Here is a 25,314-nt window from a genome sequence, read left to right on the forward strand (position 1 = left end):
AATGAGCTCGGTCATCACCGGCGAAGCCGTCGTTCTCGAGCTGCGCCCGGCCTCGTTCGGCGCACGCGCCGTGAGCCTGATGATCGATGTTCTTGCGCAGTTCCTGGTGATCATCGGCGTCATTGTGACAGTCGGCAACACCTTCGGCGGCGCCTTCGACCCGGCACTCACCCAGGCCCTCGTCCTGGTCCTCGTGGTGCTGGTCCTCGTGGTCATCCCCGTCACCGTGGAAACGGTCACGAGGGGCAAATCCCTCGGCCGGCTTGTCATGGGACTGCGCATAGTGCGCGACGACGGCGGTTCCATCCGCTTCCGGCACGCCTTCATCCGCGGCATGCTTGCGGTCCTGGAAATCTACCTGCTGGTCGGCTCGCTCGCTTTCCTCGTGGCTGTGTTCAACGAGCGGTCAAAGCGGCTCGGCGACCTCCTCGCAGGCACTTACTCGATGCACGAGCGTGTCGTCGTCAAACAACGGACGCGAGCAGTGCTGCCGCCGTCGCTCCATGCATGGATTGCAACCGCCGACGTCGTACAGCTGCCGGACCCGCTGGCACGCAGGATCTCGCAGTTCATCGGCCAAGCGAACCGGCTCACGCCTTCCGCTCGCGGTGCCCTCGCCACCGAACTGGCAAACGAAGCGTCAGCATTCGTGTTTCCGGCCCCGCCCGCCGGAACCCTGCCGGAGGATTTCCTCAACGCCGTGGTCTCGGCACGCCGCGACCGCGACTACGCCAGACTCACCAGGCAGCGTGAACGCACGTCCCGCACCGCTGAACAGCTGCACCGTCTGCCCTTCAGCAACTGACTGAGACGCTGAACAAGAAGCGGAAAACTTGTCCGAACGCGGAACAAGATGGCTGGTCGCTGGAGAACTGGATGCGGTCTTCCCCGATCCAGTAGATGAGCTCGCCGAGGACCTGAACGAAGTACCGCGGCCGGATGTGCATGAAGGGGATCGCGAGCCTTCGCGCGGGCCATAACAGTGGTTGTACGCGCCTTCCGGCAGGACCGGATTAGTCACCTACGTAGATCGACTGCCGACGATGACGTTCACGTTGACCGTATGCCGCTCGAAGGATGTCGTCCTTAGACTCGAATCCCGAGCCCAACGCTCCTCCGATGAGCGCCGCCGATGTTGTCATCCAGGCCACTTCCGCAAAGTCCCAGACAGTCACGGGGTGCTGCAGAGTCAGCGTCAATAAGGCGTGGTCGATAGTGAACGCCGCGGCCAGCAGCACAGCCACGAACAGCAGGACATAGCTGATCACGACGCCGATTACCAATGACCACACTGTAGAAGTGTTGTACAAGGAAGCCTTGTATCGTTCGAGTGGATCGTTGCGCCTGGGGCTTTCCCACAGATCGTGCTGGGTGATGATCCAGAACACCATCGAACCGATCGAAAGGACCATCAATAGCGTCAGTCTCGGCGCGCCCAGCAGGTCTGCGAGTTGCCAGATAGTGTCCGTGACGAGCCCAAAGGCGCCCGTGGCGATCGCGGCAGCCATTGCGCTTCTCAATCCGAAGACCAGCCGCCAAGGACGGTTCGCCCGCAGCATGCCCGCCAGCAACCGTCCCCGGCCGAGGCGGGTTGCTGAGACATAGCGGAACCCAATCGGCCCGTCGACAAGAACAGCGGTCTCAATGCGCCTGGATTCGTGCAGCGAGGGCGGGCCGAACTCCCCGGAGTCACCCTCAGGATCGAAGTGGCGGTGCATCGCCCACCCGAGATCGGCAACGGCGGAGCGCACCCTGCGGTCCATGTTAACTGCACCCAGAGCAGGCAAGGAAACCAGGGAGATCGGCTCCACAAGTGCAACTTCCGCGACCACCGTCCGACCCTCGAAACGAATCGGAAGATCCGTCAGGCAGACCATGACATCCCATGCACGGCGAACCCGGTGCTTTGCCAAGGAGTCCAACATTGGCGTTAGCCCATTGCCGGCCGTAAAGTCCTGGTACTCGATCACCACGGACCAGTCGTGGCGCTCATCGGCTAGGTTGAGCAGATGGCCCACTTCGCGTCCGTTACGCTCGGCAAACTCGGCGGTGACCTCCGGCTCTGCCAGCACCCCCAATTTGCGGTCACTGGAAGTTCGCACATCACCTGAACTGTCTGGCACGCCCGGCCTCCTACGGTTCAGTGTCTAGGGCTGATGACCAGCAGACTCGGTGTCGCCGTCGCCCTGAACCTGGCGTCGGTCTCCGTCCTGCCATATTCGCTGTCCTTCATCGAAGCGCAACGGACGGTCCAGTCCGGAGAAGGCGTAGGTGCTCGTGGATCATTGCCACCGCTGTTGAGCCTTCACCGGCCGCGGCCGTTACGCGTTTCACCGATCCATGCCGGACATCGCCGGCCGCGAACATGCCGGGCACGCTGGTTTCCAGGGGCAGCCGTCGACGCCCAAGGTGGCTGAAGTCGGGAGGAAGGTCTTTGAGGTCAGCCCCGGTGAGAACAAAGCCGTGGTCATCCAGGGAGACGGTATCCTGCAGCCATTCTGTGTGCGGCTTGGCTCCGATGAAAATGAAGAGGTACCGCGAGGGGAGGAACCGTTGTTCGCCCGTGGCTTTCAGATCAACGACGATACGTTCGAGAGTGTCGGAACCAACTAGGCCCACGATGTTGGCCCCCAGCAGTACCTCTATGCTGTGGTGCTCTTCGATTCGATCCGCGAGATACCCCGACATGTCAGCCCGGAGGTCTTCCCCGCGCACCACCAGTCGCACATGTGTGCCCATACCAGCCAGGAAAAGGGCAGCCTGGCCCGCGGAGTTGCCACCACCGACGACGGCCACTGGCTGCGTTCCACAGAGCCTGGCCTCATGGACAGTCGCGGCGTAGAAGACGCTGATTCCCTCGTATTCGTCCATTCCCGGCACTGGCAGGCGGCGGTAGCGGACCCCGGTGGCGAGCAGCGCGGCACGTGATGAAGCGGGGCCGCTGCCGTCGAACTCGGCGCGGAACTGACCGTCCCGCAGTGCAATGGAGCTTGCCCCGCAGGCGACGTTGACCTGGACTTTGAACTTTCGGGCCTGAATGATCGCCCTTTCAGTGAGCTCGCCACCCGAGATTCCGGAGGGAAAGCCGAGAAAGTTCTCGATCCGTGGTGATGTGCCGGCTTGCCCACCTATCGCACGGCCCTCCTTCAGGACCACCGACAGGCCATCGGAGGCCGCGTACACAGCTGCAGCGAGGCCGGCCGGACCGGCCCCGATGACCATGAGGTCGTACGAGGCTGAATGTTCTTTCACCACCCGCAGGCCCAAGGCAAGGGCCAGCTCCGCGTTCGACGGGTTTTTGAGGACCCGCGAAGCATTCAGCACCACTGCGGGCAGGTGACTCGCGAGGATCCCTGCCCGGTCCAGGATCGCCTGTGCCTGCTCGTCATCCTCCAGATCGACCAGTCGGTGGGGCAGGCGGTTGGCAGCTGCAAAATCCAACAGCCGAAGCGTGTCACGGCTGAAACGGGACCCAACGATGCGGATGCCCGCGCTTGTGCTGATCAGGAGGATCCGGCGCTGAAGATATGCCCGCAGGATGGTCTCACCCACCGCGGCGTCCGTCAGAACCACACGGCGTAGATCGTCCCCGCTGATCTGGAGCACCTCTCCTGCCTCGGCGACCACTGTGCTGACAAAGGCTGGCTGCCCCTCGACCAGGCCCAGCTCCCCAAGGAAGCGTCCGGGTCCGTGAACTTCGAGGATCCGTGTCCCACTGTCCGGCTCAGCTTGCTGCCTTTCGCCGGGGACGTGTAGCCCCTCCACCACCAGTACCTTGCCCTGCAAAACGACGAAGAAATCAGCGTCGGTGCTTCCCTCGTGTATGAGGACTTCTCCAGCAGGGGTAGCCCGCCTGGTGCCGGCGCGGGCCAACAATTCGATTTGGGCCTGGCCGAGCCGTGGATAAGCGCCGGAGATATCCGGCGTTTCGATCAGAGTCGGGTCGGTAACAGGTCCCATTATCTGGTTGCACCCCGCCGTTTCCTAGACGAATGCCTCATGGGGGTAGCACCAGCGCCAGTCTTCGCCGGGCTCCAGGGAACGAACGATTGGATGCAACTCGGTGGCGTGAGCCCGGGCGTGCCGCAAGGGTGAGGAATCACAACACCCCACGTGGCCGCAGGTGAGACACAAACGCAGATGAACCCACGGGGTGCCCAGGGACAGGCATTCCTCGCAGCCTTGCGGTGTGCGCACCCGAACCGGACGAATCTGCACCAGATGCGGGTCATGAATCGTGGGAATCATCTTCGCTCCTCTCTCTGTCCGGCCGTGCGGGTGCAGGCGGCGGGGATAGGGCCGTCATGCATATCGAAGGCCTAACCCTTTGCAGGGCTACTAGCCCATCGAGAGCCGTGTAGTAGGGCCTTCGCCCAGTCGGTGCAGTCCGGATCCGGAAGCGATCAGAAGTATTCCGAAGACAACTGCGAAGCACGAGAGCAGGCCCAAGAGACCCAGGATGCCTGCGCCGGGAAGAATAACCAGGAAGAGGCCGAAAACGATGGTGACGATACCTGTGATCAGCCAGAGCCACCATTGTCCGCCGGTCTTCTTAACCTCAAAGGCCAGTGCTATCTGGGAGACACCGAGAATGACCGCCCACAAGCCGATGACGAGCGTCAGCGAAAGGGCGGTGATGCCCGGCCAGACGAAGGCGGCGAGACCCGCGAGTACGGAGATGACGCCGCTCACTAATTGCCAGACGGACCGGCGTTCCTTGCGCCTGACGTAATGCACCATGTTTGTAACTCCATCAACGATGGCGTAAATACCGAAGAGGATCACCAGTGCGAGTACGGAGACGTCGGGCCAGAAGACAACTAAAATGCCGAACAGAACGGCCGCGCTGCCCCGGATAATCAACGCAGTTCCTGGTCCCTTTAACAATTGTTGTGCGCGTGCGTCAGACATTGCCAGACCTCTTGTTTCGCTGCCTGTCCCGGCCGATTGGATCGAACATGTATCGCTTCGAGTCTCCTCCGTAGCCCTCGTGCCCGCATGGCCCCTGGGCGACTAAAAGCCGCCTGAATTTGAATCCCCCAGGTCAACTCACGACCAGCTGGTGCACGTTCCGCTTCTCACAGGAGTCGTTCAATCTTTGAGGGCGTATCGCAGGCGCCAGGCGCGCGTGGCCACGTGGAGGTTAAGGCGGGTCTCGGGGTCACCAAGTTCAAAACCGGTGATCTGACGGATGCACTTCAGCCGGTATCGAAGCGTGCTGCGGTGGATGGCAAGGCTGTAAGCCGTATCGTCGTAGTTGCCGCCATGATCCAGGTACTGCGCCAAGGTGTGCACCAGCTCAGATCCTCGGCGGGCATCGTTGCTCTGCAGTGCACCCAGCCACTCCTCGACGTAGCTGGAAAGGTCAGTTTCGCTGCCAGGCATGCCAAGGATGCGGTAAATTCCCAGCTGGTCGTATCGGGTCAGACCGTAGGGCTCGACGGAATGTACCCGGACCTGCAATGCACGCAGGGCTTCTGCAAAAGAACGCGGGAGCTGTGCGACATCGCGGCTCGGACCTCCGATTCCCACAGCTCCGGTGGCGCTGCGTAGCGTCCTTGCCGCAACGGTAAAGAGCTCTGCATCGAGTGGCTCTCCCGTAACCACAGCAAGTGTGATGTCCGAACGCCGTGAAACGAGCGCGGGGGCGTGGAGCTCGCGAAGCGTCCTGCGGAGGGCGACTACCACGGAATCGCCCGTTCTTGGCGGTTGCCACTGAGCGGCGATGACATGCTGCGGACCCGTGATGTCGTAGCCCAGTGCACCGGCCCGCACGGCGGCGGTCTCTTCATCCATTCCGGACACCAGTTCATCCACCAGATCGCGCCCCAGTTTCAATTCCAGCTGGGCCATGCTGCGGCGGTGTGACAACTCGACCTGCAAGAGCCGCGTTCCATACTGCAAGGCGAAGACGTCATTGGCCGTGTAGGGCACACCGTTCTCGAGCAAGCATATTGCCCCAAGCACGTCCCTGTCCGCCAGAACCAGCGCTACGAGCCTTCGGGGTTCCTGGACTGGCAAACCGGAGGCGAGCCAGAGTTGCGCCGTCCGCGACCTGTCGGCCGCGCTGGGCCGGGGGTAGGGGCGCCCGGGTTTTGTCCCGGCAGTCGCACTGATATTGCCGAACCCGTCCTCGATACAGACTGGGCGGCCCGTCACCACTGACAGCACTTCCGCCAGGAGAGAGTTCCGCGACGTCATCTGTCCGAGGGTGGCTGTAAGGGTGCTATCCAGGGTGTTCTGGATGGACGTTCGGGTTTCGAGCTGCATTACCGTTGCCGCGAGGATACGCAATCGATTTGCAATGTCACTGGCACTGGCGCTGGAGAGCAGGTGGGCGTGCTCCTGCAGGTCTGGTTCTGCCGTTTGCTCAGCTGCATTGGACACCGTGGTTTGAACCGTTGCGCGGAGCTTGATCATCTGGGCGGGAGTTGGAACCGTGCCGGCATACAGGACAAGGCATCCGTTCAGTTCTCCACTGTCACCAAAAATAGAGAGCGCATATCGCCACGCCGGACGTGTGCCCGGGAGTGGGGCATCCCTGCGTTCGAGTGAGCTGACATCATCGTCCCAGACTGTCGGCGCCCGGTTCGGGCTCGGAACCAGATGGCCGTCCACCACAAGATAGGAAGCTGCTACATGGCAGAATCCCAGTGCAGAAACAGAGTGTACGGCCTTGCCGACGATTTCCCCGGCCCCTAGTTGATCGAACATTCAGTTGACCTGCAGTCTCTGTGTGCGGCTAAGGACTCGTGGCGAGATGTGTGGAGCGGATCCCGGAATCACTCCGGCGTCTTCGACATTACCCCTGTGGCACCTATTCTGGAAGGTCAGTTTCCCGGAGCAGATTTGGACCCGGGAGGTCATGCCGCAGTGTCCCTCTACGGGGCAGACTCGACCTTATAAGGCCACATGACAGAGCCCTTCGAGCCTCGTGGCCCGGCAGGACAGGGCGTCCAATCATGCGGTGGAATCTCGGGTGGACATCGCCATAGAACGGGGTCGCGCCCACTAGGACCGGAGCGAGTCATGGCCAAAGCAGTAGGAATTGATCTCGGAACAACCAACTCAGTGATCGCCGTCTGGGAGGGGGGGGGAAGCCCGCGTTATACCCAACGCAGAAGGAGCCCGGACCACGCCCTCGGTTGTGGCGTACACAGACAGCGGGGAACGGCTGGTTGGGCAACTGGCCCGCCGGCAGTCGATTCTGAACCCGAAGGGAACTTTCACGTCTGCCAAGCGGTTTATCGGCCGACACTATGACGAGATCACGGATGAAGCCAAGGCCGTCAGTTTCGACGTCGTGCCGGACGACAACGGGCTGGCGCGCTTCGATGTCCACGGCAAGAACGTTGCCCCGGAAGAGGTCAGTGCGCTCGTTCTGCGCAAGTTGGTGGACGACGCCGCGAAGCAGTTGGGCGAAAAGGTGACCGAGGCTGTCATCACGGTCCCCGCTTACTTCAACGACGCACAGCGCACCGCGACCAAGGACGCCGGCAAGATTGCCGGCCTTGAAGTCCTGCGCATCATCAACGAGCCGACCGCGGCAGCCTTGGCCTACGGCATCGACAAACGCCAGCATGAGACGGTGCTGGTGTTCGACCTGGGCGGCGGAACCTTTGATGTAAGCCTGCTGGACGTGGGGGACGGAGTTGTGGAGGTCCGCTCCACCGCGGGGGACACGCACCTTGGCGGAGACGATTTCGATCGCCGACTGGTCGATTACCTGGCCGACGAATTCCAGAAACAGGAGGGCATCGACCTGCGGTCGGACGCCCAGGCGCTGCAACGGCTGTTCGAGGCGGCCGAGAAAGCGAAGGTCGAACTGAGTTCTGTGACCCAGGCACAAGTTAACCTTCCCTTCGTCACTGCCGACGCCACTGGGCCCAAGCATCTGACGACCACCGTTCGGCGCTCCGTTTTTGAGGAGATCACCCATGACCTGGTGGAACGCGCAATGGAACCGGTCAAGCAGGCGATGACGGACGCCAAGGTTACAGCCAACGACATCGATGAGGTAATTTTGGTCGGCGGCTCTACCCGCATTCCTGCCGTACAGAACCTCGTCCGGCGCCTGACCGGTGGCAAAGATCCAAACATGAGTGTCAATCCGGACGAGGTCGTAGCTATCGGTGCGGCGATCCAGGCCGGCGTGCTCAAGGGAGAGGTCTCGGACGTCCTGCTCCTGGACGTTGTGCCACTTTCTTTGGGCGTCGAGACGCGCGGTGGTGTGATGACAAAGATCATCGAGCGCAACACGACCATCCCCGCAAGGCGCAGCGAGGTGTTTTCCACAGCTGACGATAACCAGCCCGCCGTGGACGTGGTGGTCTTGCAGGGGGAGCGGGAACTGGCTGCGGATAACCGGGTGCTGGGCCGGTTCCAGCTGACCGATATCCGGCCGGCGCCGCGGGGAGAACCGCAGATCGAGGTCACGTTCGACGTCGACGCCAACGGCATTCTGAACGTCACCGCCCGTGACAAGGACACGGGCAAGGAACAGGGCATCACTATCAGTGAAGGCTCCAACCTCGACGCCAAAGAAGTGGAGCGCATGATTGCCGAGGCCGATTCCCACAGAAGCGAGGACCTGCAGAACCGGGAGCGGATCGATACGCTCAATGAACTCGATGCCGCCGCCTACCGCGTTGAGCGGGCCGTGAATGAGCTTGGCGACGCGGTCCCGATGCACGACAAGGCCCGGGCGGAGCTGCTGGTAGGGCAGGCGCGCGACGCCGTCAGCAACCAGGCCGATGTGGGCACCGCGAGGGAGCTGATTTCCGAGCTTCAGCAGCTACAGTCCGCGCTAAGTGCCTCGGCTGCCTCTGCGGCCAATGCAGGGGTAGGCCAGGGATCCTCACCTCAGCCCGGCGCGTCCACCGCTGCAGAGGACGATGACATCGTCGATGCAGAATTCGACCGTGGCTAGGAACGGCCATGAACGACCAGGCGGGACCGGCCGGACAGGCCCATCCAGGAGGTGACGAGCCTGAAGCCGCCGCACCCAATACGCGGGAAACGGAAGCGACGGCAGACGCGGATGCGCTGGCCAAAATGGAGGATCTGTGGCGCCGTGCGCTCGCTGATGCGGACAACGTTCGAAAGCGCGCCGTCCGGGACGGGGCACAGCTGAGGGCGCAGGAGCGTGCGGCGGTCTCTTTGGCGTGGCTGCCCATCCTGGACAATCTTGAACTGGCCCTGGCTCACGCCCTGTCTGACGGGGACCCGCTCGCTGACGGCGTGGCTGCCATCCGGTCCCAGGCCATAGACACCCTGGCCCGCCTGGGCTTCCCGCGGATCGACGCCGAGAACGTCCCGTTTGACCCCCGGATCCACGAGGTTGTCAGTGTCTCGGAAACGGACGAGGTTCCCCCCGGGACCGTGCTGGCTGTGCTCCGCCCGGGCTATGGTGGTCCGGACAGTACGCTCAGGCCGGCCTCTGTCGTTGTAAGCCGGGCGGTGAGCGCTGACCGTGGCTAAGGATCACTACTCAGTTCTCGGCGTGCCCCGTACCGCGAAGCCCGATGACATCCAGCGTGCCTACCGCAAACTGGCCAGAAAATACCATCCGGACGTGAACCGGGAGCCGGATGCCGCTGATAAGTTCAAGGAAATCGGCGAGGCCTACGATGTCCTGTCTGATCCGGAAGACAGGGCGCGCTACGACCGTTTCGGCGCCGATTTCCGGCAGTACGCCGGCAGCGGCGCGGGCCCGGAGGGTGGCGGGACGCGGTGGGGTTCCACCGGCCCGCGCCCCGACCCCCGCCCGGGACGCGGCGGGTACGGCAATGTCAACGTTAATATGGGCGGTGACGTCGATTGGGAGGACCTGCTCGGAGGCTGGATCAGGCAGCAGGCAGCGGGCCCGGCGCAGGGAGCGGACCACGAAGCCGAGCTTCGGCTGACCCTCGAAGAAGCGATTCGCGGCGGACGGCGCACCGTCCGCCTGGCCCAGCCGGACGGTGATACGCGGAATTATGAAGTGGATGTGCCCCCCGGTGTGCTGGACGGCCAGCGCATCCGCCTCACAGGGGAGGGCGCGGCAGGCCGTGAAGGAGGTCCGCCGGGAGATCTCTTCCTGACCGTACGGATCCAACCGGATGCCAGATACCGGCTTGAGGGCCGGGACATTCACTTCGACCTTCCCGTCACGCCGTCGGAGGCCGCTCTGGGAGCCAAGATCAAGGTCAACGCGCCTGCGGGACCGGTCACCATCACCGTTCCCGAGGGGTCTTCCAGCGGGCGCAGACTTCGGCTTCGAGGCCAGGGCATGCCCGACCCGAGGGGCCAGCCGGGGAATCTTTACGCGGAGATCCGCGTCATGGTGCCTCCGCGGCTGAGCAGCAAGGTACGCAAGCTATACGAGCAGCTTGCTGCCGTATCCGACTTTCACCCGAGGGAGGGGCTTCTATGAGCCGAGACTATCCGCTCGCCTATCCGTGGCGCCTGAATCTCGAGGCGGTGGCACGCAGCAGCGGCGTCCACCCCGAGGTCGTGATGCGATTCGTTGACCTGGATCTGATCAGGCCGCTGGGCGATGCCTCGGGCGGACCGTGGTTCAGCCCTCGGGCCCCGGAGCTCATAGCTCGTGTCATGAGACTTCATTCGGAGCTGTCGCTGAACTATGCGGCAATCCCGCTGGTACTCGATCTGTTGGTTCGGGTCGACTCGCTTGAACGACGATTGGTTGAAATCACGCAGGTCGAAGGGACTGCTTCACAATGAACATGGAGAGTTTGACGCAAAAATCGCAGGAGGCCTTGGCGGAGGCTCAACGAATAGCACAACGCAACGGGCACACTGAAACCGACGGCGAACACCTGCTGGCGGCCCTGCTCGAGCAGGAGGGGGGACTGGTTCCGCGGCTGATCGTGGCCATGCAGGTTGACGTGAACGAGCTGAAGACGGCGGTCGAGGCAGAGCTGAGGCGCAAGCCGAAGGTCACAGGACCGGGGGCAGCGCCGGGCCAGGTATACGTAAGCCGCAGGCTGGGCACACTCCTCGATGCGGCTGAACGGGAAGCCAAACGGCTTAAGGACGAGTACGTCTCGGTGGAACACCTGCTGGTGGCGCTGGCGGAGGAAGGCCGCTCCACGGCGGCCGGCAGGGTGCTGGCCGAGCACGGCATCACCCGCGAAGCGTTCCTCTCGGTCCTGACACAGATCAGGGGAAACCAGCGCGTCACGTCTGCGACACCGGAACAGACGTACGAAGCGCTGGAGAAATATGGCCGCGATCTGGTGGCGGACGCCCGCACCGGAAAACTGGATCCGGTCATCGGCCGCGACGCCGAGATCCGGCGGGTCGTGCAGATCCTTTCCCGCAAGACCAAGAACAACCCGGTACTGATCGGGGAGCCAGGCGTCGGCAAGACCGCCATTGTGGAGGGACTGGCCCAACGGATCGTCCGCCAGGACGTGCCCGAAGGGCTGAAGGACAAGACCATCTTCTCGCTCGACCTGAGCGCCCTCGTGGCAGGTGCCAAGTACCGCGGCGAGTTCGAGGAGCGGCTGAAGGCGGTCCTCGCCGAAGTCCTGGCAGCGGAGGGAAGGATCCTGCTCTTCGTCGACGAGCTGCACACCGTCGTCGGGGCAGGAGCGAGCGAGGGGTCGATGGACGCCGGGAACATGCTCAAGCCGATGCTCGCCCGCGGGGAACTCCACATGATCGGGGCGACCACGCTCGACGAATACCGCAAACACATTGAATCGGACGCGGCACTGGAACGCCGCTTCCAGCCAGTACTGGTTGAGGAACCCGACGTCGAGGACGCCATTTCCATTCTTCGCGGGCTCCGGGAGCGGCTTGAAGTCTTCCACGGCGTACGCATCCAGGACAGTGCCCTGGTGGCTGCGGCCACCCTATCCCACCGGTACATCACTGACCGGTTCCTCCCGGACAAGGCGATTGACCTGGTGGATGAGGCCTGCGCCCGGCTCCGGACCGAGATCGATTCGATGCCGGCGGAACTGGATGAGCTCACCCGAAAGGTCACGCGGCTCGAAATAGAAGAGGCCGCACTCTCCAAGGAGTCCGACCCGGCCAGCAAGACCCGGCTCGAGGAGCTGAGGCGTGAATTGGCGGACCTACGCGGCGAGGCCGACGCGAAGCGGGCCCAATGGGAAGCCGAACGCCAGGCGATCCACAAGCTGCAGGACATCCGCAGTGAACTGGAGCGGGTGCGGCAGGAGGCTGAAGAAGCAGAGCGGAACTACGACCTCAACCGGGCAGCGGAGCTACGCTACGGCAAACTTGCCGACCTCGAACGGCGCCTGGCCGCCGAGGAGGAACGGCTGACCGCGAAACAGGGGGAGAAACGCCTGCTCCGCGAGGTAGTGACGGAGGACGAGATCGCCGACATCGTCGCGGCCTGGACAGGCATACCGGTGGCCCGGCTGAAGCAGGGCGAACGCGAGAAAGTCCTGCATTTGGACGAGATCCTGCGCGCCCGCGTGATCGGCCAGGAAGAAGCAATCAGTGCGGTCACGGATGCCATCATCCGCGCCCGCTCCGGCATCCGCGACCCGCGCCGGCCCATAGGATCGTTCATTTTCCTGGGACCGACCGGCGTCGGCAAAACCGAACTCGCCAAGGCTCTTGCCGCGGCCCTTTTCGACAGTGAAAACGCCATGATCCGGCTGGACATGAGCGAGTACCAGGAGCGTCACACCGTGAGCCGACTCTTGGGTGCCCCTCCGGGCTACATCGGCTACGACGAAGGAGGCCAGCTCACCGAGGCGGTACGCCGGAAGCCCTACTCGGTGGTGCTGTTCGATGAAGTGGAGAAAGCCCACCCGGACATTTTCAACACCCTTTTGCAGGTCCTCGACGACGGACGGATTACGAACTCGCAGGGCCGCACCGTCGATTTCCGGAATACGGTCATCATCATGACCTCCAATATCGGCTCGCAGTATCTTCTGGAGGGTTCCGCCGAGGGCGGAACGATCACCGAGCAGGCACGGAGCCTAGTGATGGGCGAGCTCCGGGCACATTTCCGCCCCGAGTTCCTCAACCGCGTAGACGATACGGTCCTGTTCGCACCCCTGGGGCTGCCGCAGATCGAACGCATTGTGGACCTGCAGTTCGAACAGCTGCGGCAGCGTCTGGCCGAGCAGCAGGTCGAACTGCGCCTGACCGAGGAGGCGCGCCTGCTGATTGCCGAACGTGGCTTCGATCCGATCTACGGAGCCCGACCCCTGCGCCGCTTTATCTCCCGTGTAGTGGAAACGGAGGTGGGCCGGGCCCTCCTGCGCGGCAGCATCGCCGAGGGGGGAGTCGTGACGGTGACAGCAGCAGACGGTGAACTCTTGGTGGACTACACCACCAGGGAAATGGAAGAGGCCGGAACCGCATGAACAAGGCAATCATCAAGTGTCCCCACTGCGGCAAATCCAACCGCGTTCCGGCTGTCGACGAGGGCCGGCCACGCTGCGGGAGTTGCCACCGGGAGCTTCCCTGGGTGGTTGAAGCGGGCGACGACGACTTCGGCGAAATCGCCGAACGGTCCGGCGTTCCGGTACTGGTGGACTTTTGGGCGGTGTGGTGCGGACCCTGCCGGGTGGTGAGCCCCGCACTGGACCAGCTGGCCCACGAACGTGCGGGTCAGATCAAACTAGTAAAGGTTGATGTCGACCGCTCACCGCAGCTCTCCGTCAGATTCGCCATTCAGGCGGTGCCCACGTTGATGGTTATCATTGGCGGCGAAATCGTCGCGAGGCAGGCCGGCGCGGCGCCTGCACCCGTGCTGAGGTCTTGGCTGGAAGGTGCACTCACTAAGTAACGCAGGGACTGCGGTCGACTGCGCGATCTTTCCCGCCGCCGACATATCCGCGCGCTCGAACGGAAACCCCCGGGCAAAAATGTTGTTTACGCCCCCTGCGACGTCCACTCGGACCAGGACAGGTTCCAGTCACCGAAGCCGTCCCAGACCTGTACCGGACCGGTATCCGTATTGCGGATCTCTAGCATGTCGCCCGGACCGAAGACGTCGTAGAAATACTTGGCGCCCTCCGGACTCATCCCCACACAGCCGTGCGAGACGTTCGCAATGCCCAGCACCGACTGCGCCGCCGGAAGCGCCTCATGCACAAAGGCACCGCCGTTCGAGATCCGGCTCGCAAAGTTCACTTCAGTCGGCGGATAGTACGCGGGATCCTCGGGCTTGAGACCGATCGATTCGGCAGTGAACTTGGTCCGCTCATACTGCTCCATCACGGTGTAGAGCCCGTAGAAGGAAGGCCATTCCTCGGTGCCGAGCGTCACCGGGAAGGTCCGTTCCAGCTTGCCGTCAATGAAAACCTTCATCTCCTTGGTGGCATTGTCCACCACGGCGAGACGGGTGTTGTGGGTCTTGAACGAGTAGGTGTCGTTGAAATTACCGATCATCCCGTTACCGAAATCCACCCCGAAGAGCTGCATATCGACCGTGATGGTGCTGTGCGGAGCCCAATACTCCTGGGCGCGGTAACGCACCTCGGTATCATTCAGCCAGTAGAAGGCGCCCTCCTGGCCGGAAGTGCTGGTGATGGTGATGGCCTTCTCGACGGCATCCTTGTTGGTGACCGGCTCGCTAAAGGTGATCTCGATGGCCTGGCCGGTACCGACCGTGGAGCCGGGCGCCGGATACATCCATGCGTTCGCCTCATTTTCGGGTTGCACCGTGGTGAAGGTTTGCTCCTGCCGATGCTCACCGCCCGCGGAATCAACCAGCACAAAACTGAACGAGTACTCGGTGGCGAAGGCCAGCGGCCCATCGGCCTTCCACGAGGACGCGTCCCCGGAAAGCGTCCCGGCAACCGGCTCCCCGCCGAGCACTGGAACGAGCGACACGTCCTTGATGGCCGCCTCTTCCGCACGGATTTCCGGCAGCGTGGCAGGATTCACGTTCGCCGCACCATCCGTGGGAGTCACTCCGAAGGTGAACTCCTCGGCGGCAGGCTCCTCGGACTCCTCGGCTTCCGGTTCCTGGGAGGCAGTCGCAGACGGGGACGACGACGGTGCTGCCGCCGGCTCATTGCCGAAATTCGCCCAGCTCGGCGCGGTGATGGCACCCACGATCCCGCCGCCGACAACCAACAAGCCGGCCACGATGAGGGCAGCAATCTTCAAGCCCCGACGCTGTGGCTGATCCTCTTCGGAGACGTTCGACATGCGCTATACCTTGCCTGCTAGTTGCTGTCCAGATGCAATTTTACGCCCGATTCCCCCGCGGGCCGGCGTTGGACACGTATGTACGGCCGCTCGGAAACCGAGCGTCATGATGCCTAGTAGCGGTAGTGGTCAGGCTTGTACGGCCCGGCCACATCGACGTCCAGGTACTCGGCCTGGCTCTTGGACAGCTCGGTCAGCTCGACTCCCAGCGCGTCGAGGTGCAGCCGCGCAACCTTCTCATCCAGGATCTTGGGCAGCACGTACACCTGCCGGTCATATTCCGGCGAACCGTCTTCACGGGTCTGACCGTGCTTGGTGAACAGCTCAATCTGCGCGATCGTCTGGTTGGCGAAAGAGTTGCTCATGACAAAGGACGGATGCCCGGTAGCGTTGCCGAGGTTGAGCAGACGGCCTTCCGACAGCATGATGATGCTGCGCTGCCGCTCCGTACCCTGGTCAAAGACCCATTCGTGGACCTGCGGCTTGATCTCAACCTTCACCACGCCCGGCGTCCGCGCGAGACCGGCGATGTCGATCTCATTGTCGAAGTGGCCGATGTTCCCGACAATCGCCTGGTGCTTCATGGCCTGCATGTGGTGCGCCATGATGACGTCCTTGTTGCCCGTGGTGGTGATGAAGATGTCACCCTGCGCGAGCACCGACTCAAGATTGGCCACCTGGTAGCCGTCCATGACGGCCTGCAGCGCACAGATGGGATCAATCTCGGTCACGATCACCCGGGCACCCTGCCCGCGGAGCGCTTCTGCCGCGCCCTTGCCCACATCGCCATACCCACAGACGACGGCGACCTTGCCGCCGATGAGAACGTCGGTTGCGCGGTTCAGCCCATCCGGCAGGGAGTGGCGGATGCCGTACTTGTTGTCGAATTTGGACTTGGTCACGGAGTCGTTGACGTTGATGGCCGGGAAGAGAAGCTTGCCCTGCTCAGCCAGCTGGTACAGGCGGTGGACTCCCGTGGTGGTCTCCTCGGTGACGCCCTGGATCGACGCAGCGATGCGGGTCCAGCGCTGCGGATCCTCAGCGAGCGACGCACGCAGCACATCAAGGACAACCGTGTATTCGTGGGAGTAATCGACATCGTCCTCGGTGGGTGCCGCAGGCACCGCGCCGGCAGCTTCGAACTCAGCACCCTTGTGGACCAGCATGGTGGCGTCGCCGCCGTCGTCGAGAATCATGTTCGGCTCGCCGTTCGGCCACTGCAGGATCTGCGAGGTGGCCCACCAGTACTCCTCCAGCGACTCATTCTTCCAAGCGAAAACAGGCACACCGGCGGGCTCCTCCACCGTTCCCTGCCCGACGACGACTGCGGCAGCAGCCTCATCCTGCGTCGAGAAGATGTTGCAGGAGGCCCAGCGAACCTCGGCACCCAGAGCCGTCAGCGTTTCGATGAGGACCGCAGTCTGGACCGTCATATGCAGCGACCCGGCAATACGGGCTCCCGCGAGCGGCTGGCTTTCGCCGAACTCGCGCCGCAATGCCATGAGGCCCGGCATCTCGTGCTCGGCAAGCCGGATCTGGTGCCGGCCTGCCTCGGCAAGGGAGAGGTCGGCAACCTTGAAGTCAAGCGTCATGATGATGGGGATTCCTCTGCAGTGGAAGCGGGCGTCGGAGTAGCAGCGGAAGTACTTTCCGCTGTCCTGAGTTCGGGGCGGAGCAGCACAGGGATTGACTCGTCAATCGGATATTCCACAAAGTTCCCTGCAGCATCCGGTCCGGCGGACCGAAGTACGTCGCCGTGCTGCTCGAGAGCGGACCCGGTCACGGGGCACCGAAGGATGGCCAACAGGTCAGATGAGATATTGGGCAACGGGATGCAGCCTTTCGAGGATTCCGGGTCCGGCATACGTGCCGGCTCGGACAGCTGGTACACGTGGTTCGGTAACACAAGGGTATCGCGCACGGCATCTTCACCGGGAATCCCTTGGATTACGGGACACAAGACCGGGGGACAACAACGGCGCAGCGGCGGACTGTGTGCCTCCGGCGGGCACAAACCAACGCGCCCAGTCCCGGGGCGCCTACCGGTCGCGCAACACTCGAAGGTGGCCGCGACGTGCCCCAGCTTCTCCAGGCGGCGGTGTCAGCGGTGACTTCGACCCGGGAGGGGCCGGTTCGGGCGCGCTGCGGTCAACCGCTGCTTCCCGTACCGCGTTGGCCAGAGCCAGCAGGTCATCCGGGTTGGGCTCGGGCGGCCCTGAGGGCAGAGCCAACCGGAGTACTTCCCAGCCACGTGGAACCGTCAGCTTTTCGGCATGCGGTGCGCACAGGTCGTAGGAGTGCGGCTCCGCGTAGGTGGCAAGCGGGCCGAGAACCGCAGTGGAATCCGCGTACACGTACGTCAGCGTTGCAACAGCAGCACGCTGGCACGCTGAACGTGAACATTGCCGGATCGATCCCACGACTGATCAGCCTACCGTGTCCCCACCCCTCCGGCGTGTCCGACGCTCCGACGCCCGGAATGCAGCCCAGGTGCAACGCCGTCGAAATTGCGACCCAAGCGCAACGCCACCGAAATTGCGACACAAGCGCAACGCCGTCGAAATTGCGACCCAAGCGCAACGCCACCGGAATCGCGGCTCAGGTGCAACGCCACCGGAATCGCGACCCAAGCGCAACGCGACTGTAATGCAGCCGGAACCGGATCGGACTAGAGTTTCAGCATGCGGGATAGCTCTTTTTCCATTCGTCTGGCTGTACCGGACGGGCCAACCGGCCGGAAGTCCCGATACGCCGGCCGGCGCCGGGACCGTCACGGCAGAGGCCTTCGCGGCGAACTCATTCCCTCGCACCTGCCGGGCTCCCGATCCCGTGCGGAACGGTTCGAGGACTGGGTCATGGAATCCGCCCAACGGCTGGAACGGCTGTGGGGTGACCGGATCCAGGATGTGCAGATCATCGTCCAGGAAATCCCCGCCGGTCTGGAACAGATGGCACCCGAGACCGTCCGCGGACTGCTGGGAACCTCCACGCCTGCCGCCGGAAAGCAGCCCGCCACCATCACCGTGTACCGGCATCCCATCGAAATGACGGCCAGAGGGTACATTCCGGCCAACGAACTGGTCCACGACGTGATCGTTGAGCAGATGGCGGAACTTCTCGGCATGGCACCCGAAGCGGTGGACCCCGCCTACGGCAGGTCCCGGGCCTGAAGGAGCCAGGCGGAAACACCAGGCAGGATGCACCCCGGGCCGAAACACCAGGCAGGATGCACCCCGGGCCGAAACACCGGGCTGAAAATGCCTGCTAACCCAGCCTAAAAGCCGATATTCACTGCCACGCTCTGCTGGCCTGCACTGCCGGCCGGAATGGGAGCTACCGAGATTCCCGGTGTATCGCCGTCGAGCGTTGCAATCTGCGCGCCATACGCCGGATCGCCCGACACTCCGATCAGCGCCGCTACCGTCCCTTTGCCAAGATCAGCGGCAGGCACCGTGACCGTGGTGCCGCCGGCGACGTCGAACACCAGTTCTTCACCCAGCGCACCCTCTGCGGTGACCGGCGTCAACCGGACCTCCGCCCGGCCGGTGGGTGCGGTAAAGACGAAGTCTGCGTCGGCACCGGTCGGCAGGACTGACACGTGCTGGCTTCCCAGTCGCACGGCAGACGGAACCTGGGCCAGGTCCAGCGGCTCCTCCGGCTCGGCTCCTCGGGAAACCCGGGCTGAGGCGGAAATCAGCACATCGGAACTCAGAACGGCCGTGTAGTTACCCTCCGGCAGGGAGTCCAGCGGTATGGCAGTGACCGAACCGGCGGCCGCTGTCACCACTCCCCCGTCCGGCAGTTCCACCTCACCGTTCGGACCGAACACACGCACATCGAGCACAGCGTCGGTTCCGCCGGGCACCGCAACCTGCAGCGACGGAGCGGCACCCGCATAGCCGTCCTGCGAGACAATCGGATCCGTGACGTCCGACGCCTGGATCTGGATGCCGGGCACCACCTGCGACGACGCGCTCGACGCCGACGCCTGGATCAGGCCCACCCCTCCCGGAGTCAGACCACGCAGCACACTCTGCTGGATGAAGCCGCTGACCCTCCCGCCGTTGCTCTGGACACGGACGGCAAGGTTCTCCTGGTTCGCGGCAAGGCCGGCAACCACAATCGACTCGGACTCATTCGGAGCGATCAGGATCCCCCGACCGCCAGGGGCATCAATCACACCCTCCGACCCGTACAGCTCAAGATCCACCGTCGCCGGCGATTCGGACGGGTTATGCAGATTCAGCACCGCCGTTGCACCGACCGTGGTAACAGCTCCGACCAGCCAGAAATCGTTCGACGGAACCTGACACGCTGCCACAGCCAGCCCCGCGAGGTCGCCGTCCGTTGCGGTGTACGTGAATCCGGCGCCTGCAGTGGCCCGCTGTTCGCCGAGCGCCTGCGCACGCAGGACGGATGCCGATTCAACGGCCTGCCCGGACGCAACGCCCGCCACCCGATTGGTCAGCCCGTCCGCGTTGCTGACCTGCGGGTTTTCCTGCTCGGCCTCGGGCACCTGCTCGGCAATCACCGCCAGTGGGTCCCCTCCCCCGAGCGGTGCGACAGCTGATCCCGGAACGGTACCGCCCAGGTCGCTGAGCGTCATGGCGCTGACCCGGTTGCGGGCTGTCTCGGACACCGGACTGAACTCCGGGTCGCCGCCCTCCACCGTGCCCTCCAGCAGCCTCAGCGGCTCCGGACACACCGCCGAATACTCCCCGGCAGGGACCGCCGCCGTGGGTACGGGAAACTGCTCAGCCGCACCGTCAAGATCCTGCACAATACTCGCCCCGGCAAGGGCTGCGGTTGCGGATAGCAGGACGACGCCGGTAGCTACTCCCACAGCACCGCGCACCCAGGTGCCGCTCCGCTTGGCAGGCAGTTTGGCAGGCACAGCCTTCTGAAGGACCTTCTTCGTGGCACTCATGTCAGTTCCCGGTCCTTCCGCTGCTCAGCGCCGACTCACGGACCGGATCGGCAGGGCCGGAAGCGGGTTCGGAAGTACCCGCCGATGAAGCACTCGCCGAGGCTTCAGAGCCAACACCCGTTGACGCTTCAGCACTCCCCGGGACCGGCGCACGGCGGCCGTTGGCCCCGGCAGCGTTGGGAACAGCGGCGCTGGACCCGGCAGCGTTGGGAACAGCGGCGCTGGAGCCGGAAGCGTTGGGAACGGAAGCGTTGGAAGCGGGACGGTTGGAATCGGAGCCGTTGGACCCGGCGGTTGTAGACGCGGCCGCCCCACGCCGCCCGCTGGAGCCGGAGGCGTTAGACCCGGACCCAACCGCAGCACGGCTGCGGGACTGCGGAACGTGCACAAAACGCGGCCGTGCCGGGATGGGGACCGCCAGCAGCACAGTCAGACCGAACACAATGGCCTGCGCAATACCTGCCCAGGGTTCCCAGGCCGTCACGTACCGGACCTCAAGATTGCCGCCCTCCGCAGGCAGCGAGTACGCCTGGTTCCAGCCGGTGGAGGCGGGTTCAAGACGCTGTCCGTTGAGAGTCGCTTCCCAGCCGGGCGCAGAGCGTTCGGACAGTACCAGCGACCTGCCGTCCGGACCTGCCGGGATTTCCACCGCAGCGGTGGTGGCACCCGAATCGAGCACGCTCAGCGTCGCACCGGACTCGTCCACGATGCGAAGACGGCCCACCTGCGCTTCGGCCGCCGAGTCACCCGATGCTGACATCTCAACCCGCCACAGCCACCCGGCCTCGGTAGCACCCACCGAAACGAGGCCCGGAACGGAGTCGATCTGACTTGCAAGCACCTCGGCCGCAGAGTCTGACTGCTGCAGGACCACAAAACCGACCCCGAGCCGCTGCAGTTCCTCGCGCGGGTCAACGCCGTTACCTGCCACCAGGGTGGCGACGGTCCGGCGGACGTCAGCGGTCGCGTCGTCGTCCGTTCGCAGCTGCGCGTCCAGCAGGAGTCCGTGCAGCTGGCGGGCTGCATAGATCTGGGAGAGAGAATCGAGAGTGGTGCCGCCGCCGCGCATGAGGGCGGCACTGACGTTACTGTCGCCGTCGACATTCATCACCAGCGTGGTGCTGCGCTGTCCGCCGGTACCGCGGTCGGCGGCGGTTGCCGGCAGTGTCCGCGGAGCGCTCGGAAGGACGGCCGATTCGGTTCCGAATGCGGTTGCTTCCGCTGCGGGATCCGACCCGCGGAGCTGCGGCACCAGCCACACGGTGAGGCTTGTTGCCGGGCCCAGCGCAAGCACCAGCGCTGCGGCGGTGAGCCAGATCCGGGCACCGCGCGGCGACCGGGCAGTATGCCCCAGCCGGCCGGCCCTGAGCAGCTGGAGCAGCCACTCGCCGCCGATCAGCGCTGCAGCCAGGAGAGCGAGGCAGAGCACCGAAACCCAGGGCCCGGTGAACGGCGTGATCAGGGACGAGGACCCGACGGCCGTCACCACCAGCGAACTGCCCACGCTGCCGAGGATCGCCAGCAGCGCCAGCGCCCACAGCACGCGGGCAGCAGCCCTGCCCTTGCCGGGCAGGAAGAGCGCCGTGACGGCCAGAAGCACCACGGGAAGCCCGATGATCAGCGCCGCAACCAGCGGCCAGGGACCTTCAGACAGCGCGGGCAAGGCAGCAAGAGTGCCCGCGGGATTGAAGGACACCGGGTAGCCGAGCACTTGCTGCCACACCGGCGCGGAATCGAACGGCAGTGGAAGTCCCGGATCTCCGAACACGGCGTGCGGCCGGTCGAGGGTGGACGCGGCAAACGGAATGAACAGCGCCAGCGGCGGCAGCAGCGACCACCAGACGGTCTTGGCACGGCGTCGGGCAACCAGGGTGATGGTCACCACCGCCAGCACAAAGAACAGCAGCAGCGACGGCGCCGAGGCCACAACGACGGCAAGCAGTAGACCGGCAGCGGCCGCCGCGGTCCAGCTCGGAACACCATTGATGCCCGGCTTGAGCATCAGTTGGAGGGAGCGCTGACGTGCAGAGGACTCGACGGCGTCATTGGCCTGCGAACCGGGGCGGCCGGGCGCCTGCCCCACAGCACGGATCAGCGCAAGGGCCACCAGCGGCAGCAGGATGTGTACGAGGAGCGCGCCGAGCCTGCCACTCCCGGTAGCCACCTGCAGGACGGGAAGACTGCCCCAGAAGAAGGCGGCCCACAGCCTGAGCGAGCGGCTGCGCACAAATGCGCTGGAGCCGAACCAGGCACTGAGCCCCGCAAGCGGAGCGGCGCACAGCAGCAGGACGACGACGGCGGCATTGCCGTTCCCGAATCCCAGAACTGAGAGCAGCCACAGTACGTAGCTGAAGGGGTCACCGTGCCCGGCAAAGCCGGACCCGAGGTCGATCCACCAGCGGGAGGCGTTGGACCAGATCTCCGCCGGGTCGGCGGACAGCGGAAGGAGGGACCCGCCGGCCAGTGCCGGCGCACCGACAAAGCGGTGCAGTGCGACCAGTGAAACGCCGAGCAGCACCAGGGCTGCCGCGATGGCGCCCCATCCCGCCCAGATGCGGGACGGACCTTCCAGCGCCGCGAAATCGTCATTGGCATCGCCCGTGGGAACATCGGCTGCGGTGCTCTGGGCAAAGGACTCGTCCTCCAGACCCCGGGCCGAGAACGCCTCCACAACGGATTTACGGTGCGACCATACGTCGCGGCGCTCGGTTCGCAGCGCCCGCACAACCGACCGGGGCAGACGCCTGGTCCGCGCTGCGGACCGGCGCGACCGGTACAGGTCAAACGGCTTCAGGGCCGCCGCGATGCTGGCGGTCAGCTGGGCAACCCCGTACCCGGGATCCTTGGCAAGCAGGCCGAGGACCAGCCTGGCTACGCCGCCGAGGACAGCCCCGACCGCCAGGAACGGCACCTTCCAGAGAGTTGCGTGTTTCAGGCGGAGGTACACCTCGGCGCGGCGGGCGGCCCCGAGGGTGGCCGCATGGTTGTTCCGTGAACCGGCATGGCGCAGAACGGCACCGGGCGCCACCACCACCCGGTGTCCGGCGAGCCGGTTGCGCCAGCAGAAATCGACGTCGTCTCCGGTGCCGGGAAGCGCAGGGTCGAATCCGCCGAGCTTGTCCCACACATCACGGCGGATCAGCATGCCGGCTGAATTCACGGCGAACATGTCGCTGCGGGCGTCGTACTGGCCCTGGTCCAGTTCATCCACGTCGATCAGGGTGAGTCGCTCGGACCAGCGGCTGACGGACAGGCCGACGTCAACGAGCTTCCGCCGGTGCTCCCACTCCACCTGCTTGGCACCGGCAACGGTCACCGAGGGTGCAAGCTCCACCGCGCGAAGAAGTTCCTCAAGCGCGGTGGGTTCAGGAGCGGAATCGTCATGCAGGAGCCAGATCCAATCGTGGATCCCGCTCTCGGGGTCCGGACGGCGGCCGGCCGGGATTTCGGCAAGTGCGGTGCGTACAGCGGCGCCGAATCCGCCTCGGCCTGCCGCACCCACCACGGGTGACCCCACCGGAAGCTGCAGTTGCAGAATTGACGCCGATTCATCTGTTGAACCGGCGTCGACTCCTACATGGAAATCCGGGGGTCGGGTCTGCTGACCGAGTGCCTTGAGAGTGTCAGGGAGAAACTCGGCGCCGTTGTGGGCTACTACAACAGCTGTGACCCTTTGCTGCGGGTGAATCAGACCGCTCGCTTTCGTAACCGGCGGCGCTCGCGCTCTGAAAGGCCGCCCCAGATGCCGAAGCGCTCATCATTTTCCAGCGCGTACTCCAGGCACTGTGACTTGACGTTGCAGGATCCGCAGACCTTCTTGGCGTCTCGCGTGGAGCCGCCCTTCTCCGGGAAGAATGCTTCCGGGTCCGTCTGGGCGCAGAGTGCGTCCGCCTGCCAGCCCAGCTCGCCTTCGTCGTCGAAGTTTGAACCGAAACCTGGAAGACCGATCCAGACGGCCTGCTCAACCCGCTCCGGAGCAGGCTGACGGCGAGGTTCGGCCGTGGGGTCCGCCTCGAGGAAATTCTCGACGCCGGAACCCCCGCTCAGCGCCTCGTGCGCCGCAAGGAAGGCGGTTGCCTCGTCTTCCAGCGGCTGAGTCTGCTGCCTGTACCTCTCCGCGGCGTCAGGATCCGCCGGGTCGACGAACCAGTCCTGTGGAACGCCGCGCGATCCGTAGCGCGCAGACGCCTGGGCCGCGATGGACCTGCGGTCCTCAATGTGCTCTGCCTGCCCCATACCAGCCTCCCGGTGTTGCAGCTTCGGCCAGAAGCTAGTGTGGGAGATGCGCCTCCAGCAAGTCGCTGAGAAACCCCGAAATCCCGTCCGCCGAAGCAAATCCGATGACCTAATTACACGCGTGTAAGTCCCATTCAGTCAAGCGGCGAAGGGAATCTTATAGAGTGACTTTCACGGATCGCGGGTACGCCACGCGCAGCTCTCCTCACAATTGTGCAACTGAACCCGCAGGTCAGCTCGCTTACCACCCGAAAGCAGGTACCCCGTGGCTCCACTTCAATCCATCGCAGAATTGCTCGAGTCTTTCCGCTCCGCCGCCGGCGCGCCACGCCTGATTTGGTACGGACCGGACCACGAGCGGGTGGAACTCTCCGGCAGAGTCCTCGAAAACTGGGTGGCCAAGACGTCCAACATGCTCGTGGAAGAGCTCGACGCCGTCCCCGGCACCGTCGTCGCCGCGGACGTGCCGCCGCATTGGAAGAGCCTCGTCTGGGCACTGGGCGGCTGGCAGGTCGGAGCGGTCACACTGCTCGACGGCGGATCCCCCGCGGATCTCCGGCTCACCATGGAGGCCCGTGAGGAAACTCCCGACCCCGGCCGGGATGAGCTGCGCGTGTTCGTCGCCCCGGGAGCGCTCGACATGCGCTGGCCCGGCATCCTCCCCGACGGCGCAGTGGATTACGCGGCAACGGTGCGCTCCTACGGCGATGTCTATCTGGATGAACCGGCCGATGGGAAGGCCGAACTCGTGCGCACGGGCGGAGCCGGCTACACCTTCACCGACCTGCTGGACTCGGGTCCGGTGGCGGGAGCGGACGCGCCGTCGCCGGGCGTCTGGCTGGTCCCGGCGTCGTTGCCGCTGATGACCGTACTGTCCGCTGCCGTGGGAATCTGGGCCGACGGCGGCACAGTGGTTCTGGTGCACCCGAGCGTGGAAGTCACCGAACGGCTGGTCGCGGGAGAACGGATTACTGCCCGGCTGGACGGCTAGAAACCCG

The 25,314-nt window shown here is 64.4% G+C and carries 19 protein-coding genes and 1 pseudogene; 9 read left to right on the plus strand and 11 right to left on the minus strand.

Annotated elements, in window-relative coordinates; translation table 11 throughout:
• The first annotated feature begins 1 nt into the window (after position 1).
• Positions 2-805: an RDD family protein gene (locus BLS52_RS10575; RefSeq protein WP_026544235.1), complete on the plus strand. Its 804-nt coding sequence runs from the start codon at positions 2-4 to the stop codon at positions 803-805.
• Between the two features lie 208 nt (positions 806-1,013).
• Here BLS52_RS10575 and BLS52_RS10580 read toward each other — a convergent pair whose 3' ends face one another.
• The 5 genes from BLS52_RS10580 to BLS52_RS10600 all read right to left on the minus strand — a co-directional run bounded on the left by BLS52_RS10580 (position 1,014) and on the right by BLS52_RS10600 (position 6,714).
• Positions 1,014-2,123, minus strand: a complete 1,110-nt coding sequence (locus BLS52_RS10580) for a hypothetical protein (protein ID WP_090586640.1) — start codon at positions 2,121-2,123, stop codon at positions 1,014-1,016.
• Between the two features lie 106 nt (positions 2,124-2,229).
• Positions 2,230-3,960, minus strand: a complete 1,731-nt coding sequence (locus BLS52_RS10585; RefSeq protein ID WP_090586641.1) for an FAD-dependent oxidoreductase — start codon at positions 3,958-3,960, stop codon at positions 2,230-2,232.
• 24 nt (positions 3,961-3,984) lie between these two features.
• Complete coding sequence (locus BLS52_RS10590) at positions 3,985-4,248, minus strand: UBP-type zinc finger domain-containing protein (RefSeq protein ID WP_090586644.1); 264 nt, start codon at positions 4,246-4,248, stop codon at positions 3,985-3,987.
• Positions 4,249-4,338: 90 nt separating this feature from the next.
• Positions 4,339-4,911 carry an HdeD family acid-resistance protein gene (locus tag BLS52_RS10595; RefSeq protein ID WP_090586645.1) on the minus strand — a complete coding sequence of 191 codons (573 nt, stop codon included), beginning with the start codon at positions 4,909-4,911 and terminating at the stop codon, positions 4,339-4,341.
• A gap of 180 nt (positions 4,912-5,091) precedes the next feature.
• Positions 5,092-6,714, minus strand: a complete 1,623-nt coding sequence (locus BLS52_RS10600) for a PucR family transcriptional regulator (RefSeq protein ID WP_090586648.1) — start codon at positions 6,712-6,714, stop codon at positions 5,092-5,094.
• Positions 6,715-7,029: 315 nt separating this feature from the next.
• Here BLS52_RS10600 and dnaK point away from each other — a divergent pair.
• The 6 genes and pseudogenes from dnaK to trxA all read left to right on the plus strand — a co-directional run bounded on the left by dnaK (position 7,030) and on the right by trxA (position 13,783).
• Positions 7,030-8,929, plus strand: a pseudogene (gene dnaK, locus BLS52_RS10605) (molecular chaperone DnaK).
• Between the two features lie 8 nt (positions 8,930-8,937).
• Positions 8,938-9,480, plus strand: coding sequence for a nucleotide exchange factor GrpE (locus BLS52_RS10610; protein WP_090586650.1), 543 nt, complete (start codon positions 8,938-8,940; stop codon positions 9,478-9,480).
• Entirely contained in the window at positions 9,473-10,414 is a 942-nt protein-coding gene (locus BLS52_RS10615; protein ID WP_090586652.1) for a DnaJ C-terminal domain-containing protein, read from the plus strand. The genes BLS52_RS10610 and BLS52_RS10615 overlap by 8 nt, the downstream gene beginning before the upstream one ends.
• Positions 10,411-10,725 (plus strand): chaperone modulator CbpM, encoded by a 315-nt coding sequence (locus BLS52_RS10620; protein ID WP_090586653.1) that lies wholly within the window; start codon positions 10,411-10,413, stop codon positions 10,723-10,725. Before BLS52_RS10615 ends, BLS52_RS10620 begins: the two co-directional genes overlap by 4 nt.
• On the plus strand, positions 10,722-13,358 hold the full coding sequence (gene clpB, locus BLS52_RS10625; RefSeq protein WP_090586656.1) for an ATP-dependent chaperone ClpB: 2,637 nt from the start codon (positions 10,722-10,724) through the stop codon (positions 13,356-13,358). The genes BLS52_RS10620 and clpB overlap by 4 nt, the downstream gene beginning before the upstream one ends.
• Entirely contained in the window at positions 13,355-13,783 is a 429-nt protein-coding gene (gene trxA, locus BLS52_RS10630) for a thioredoxin (protein ID WP_090586658.1), read from the plus strand. Before clpB ends, trxA begins: the two co-directional genes overlap by 4 nt.
• 86 nt (positions 13,784-13,869) lie before the next feature.
• On the opposite strand, the gene BLS52_RS10635 is transcribed toward trxA, so the two are convergent.
• The 3 genes from BLS52_RS10635 to BLS52_RS10650 all read right to left on the minus strand — a co-directional run bounded on the left by BLS52_RS10635 (position 13,870) and on the right by BLS52_RS10650 (position 17,573).
• Positions 13,870-15,153 (minus strand): L,D-transpeptidase, encoded by a 1,284-nt coding sequence (locus BLS52_RS10635; protein WP_090586662.1) that lies wholly within the window; start codon positions 15,151-15,153, stop codon positions 13,870-13,872.
• Between the two features lie 113 nt (positions 15,154-15,266).
• The gene (gene ahcY, locus BLS52_RS10640; protein WP_090586664.1) at positions 15,267-16,745 is read right to left on the minus strand and encodes an adenosylhomocysteinase; all 1,479 of its coding nucleotides are present in this window, start codon (positions 16,743-16,745) and stop codon (positions 15,267-15,269) included.
• Between the two features lie 447 nt (positions 16,746-17,192).
• Positions 17,193-17,573, minus strand: a complete 381-nt coding sequence (locus BLS52_RS10650) for a DUF3499 domain-containing protein (protein WP_084033395.1) — start codon at positions 17,571-17,573, stop codon at positions 17,193-17,195.
• Positions 17,574-17,834: 261 nt separating this feature from the next.
• On the opposite strand from BLS52_RS10650, the gene BLS52_RS10655 reads away from it, so the two are divergent.
• Complete coding sequence (locus BLS52_RS10655) at positions 17,835-18,323, plus strand: metallopeptidase family protein (protein WP_084033397.1); 489 nt, start codon at positions 17,835-17,837, stop codon at positions 18,321-18,323.
• 104 nt (positions 18,324-18,427) lie between these two features.
• Here BLS52_RS10655 and BLS52_RS10660 read toward each other — a convergent pair whose 3' ends face one another.
• Genes BLS52_RS10660 through BLS52_RS18995 form a run of 3 tightly spaced genes read right to left on the minus strand, consistent with a single transcriptional unit; the run spans position 18,428 to position 24,316 of the window.
• Positions 18,428-20,080: a DUF5719 family protein gene (locus tag BLS52_RS10660; protein ID WP_090586666.1), complete on the minus strand. Its 1,653-nt coding sequence runs from the start codon at positions 20,078-20,080 to the stop codon at positions 18,428-18,430.
• A 1-nt stretch (position 20,081) separates the two neighbouring features.
• Complete coding sequence (locus BLS52_RS10665) at positions 20,082-23,771, minus strand: glycosyltransferase family 2 protein (protein ID WP_425425037.1); 3,690 nt, start codon at positions 23,769-23,771, stop codon at positions 20,082-20,084.
• On the minus strand, positions 23,768-24,316 hold the full coding sequence (locus BLS52_RS18995) for a WhiB family transcriptional regulator (RefSeq protein WP_051470464.1): 549 nt from the start codon (positions 24,314-24,316) through the stop codon (positions 23,768-23,770). Before BLS52_RS18995 ends, BLS52_RS10665 begins: the two co-directional genes overlap by 4 nt.
• A gap of 265 nt (positions 24,317-24,581) precedes the next feature.
• On the opposite strand from BLS52_RS18995, the gene BLS52_RS10675 reads away from it, so the two are divergent.
• Positions 24,582-25,307, plus strand: a complete 726-nt coding sequence (locus tag BLS52_RS10675; RefSeq protein WP_026544241.1) for a TIGR03089 family protein — start codon at positions 24,582-24,584, stop codon at positions 25,305-25,307.
• Positions 25,308-25,314 lie beyond the last annotated feature (7 nt).

Source organism: Arthrobacter subterraneus (assembly GCF_900099735.1).
Classification (GTDB): Bacteria; Actinomycetota; Actinomycetes; order Actinomycetales; family Micrococcaceae; genus Arthrobacter_D; species Arthrobacter_D subterraneus.

What these genes read in the sequence shown, in the direction of transcription:
- BLS52_RS10575 (WP_026544235.1), top strand. Translation starts at nt 2, where the DNA reads ATGAGCTCGGTCATCACCGGCGAAGCCGTCGTTCTCGAGCTGCGCCCG.
- BLS52_RS10585 (WP_090586641.1), bottom strand. Translation starts at nt 3,960, where the DNA reads ATGGGACCTGTTACCGACCCGACTCTGATCGAAACGCCGGATATCTCC.
- BLS52_RS10590 (WP_090586644.1), bottom strand. Translation starts at nt 4,248, where the DNA reads ATGATTCCCACGATTCATGACCCGCATCTGGTGCAGATTCGTCCGGTT.
- BLS52_RS10595 (WP_090586645.1), bottom strand. Translation starts at nt 4,911, where the DNA reads ATGTCTGACGCACGCGCACAACAATTGTTAAAGGGACCAGGAACTGCG.
- BLS52_RS10600 (WP_090586648.1), bottom strand. Translation starts at nt 6,714, where the DNA reads ATGTTCGATCAACTAGGGGCCGGGGAAATCGTCGGCAAGGCCGTACAC.
- BLS52_RS10610 (WP_090586650.1), top strand. Translation starts at nt 8,938, where the DNA reads ATGAACGACCAGGCGGGACCGGCCGGACAGGCCCATCCAGGAGGTGAC.
- BLS52_RS10620 (WP_090586653.1), top strand. Translation starts at nt 10,411, where the DNA reads ATGAGCCGAGACTATCCGCTCGCCTATCCGTGGCGCCTGAATCTCGAG.
- clpB (WP_090586656.1), top strand. Translation starts at nt 10,722, where the DNA reads ATGAACATGGAGAGTTTGACGCAAAAATCGCAGGAGGCCTTGGCGGAG.
- trxA (WP_090586658.1), top strand. Translation starts at nt 13,355, where the DNA reads ATGAACAAGGCAATCATCAAGTGTCCCCACTGCGGCAAATCCAACCGC.
- BLS52_RS10635 (WP_090586662.1), bottom strand. Translation starts at nt 15,153, where the DNA reads ATGTCGAACGTCTCCGAAGAGGATCAGCCACAGCGTCGGGGCTTGAAG.
- ahcY (WP_090586664.1), bottom strand. Translation starts at nt 16,745, where the DNA reads ATGACGCTTGACTTCAAGGTTGCCGACCTCTCCCTTGCCGAGGCAGGC.
- BLS52_RS10655 (WP_084033397.1), top strand. Translation starts at nt 17,835, where the DNA reads ATGCGGGATAGCTCTTTTTCCATTCGTCTGGCTGTACCGGACGGGCCA.
- BLS52_RS10660 (WP_090586666.1), bottom strand. Translation starts at nt 20,080, where the DNA reads ATGAGTGCCACGAAGAAGGTCCTTCAGAAGGCTGTGCCTGCCAAACTG.
- BLS52_RS18995 (WP_051470464.1), bottom strand. Translation starts at nt 24,316, where the DNA reads ATGGGGCAGGCAGAGCACATTGAGGACCGCAGGTCCATCGCGGCCCAG.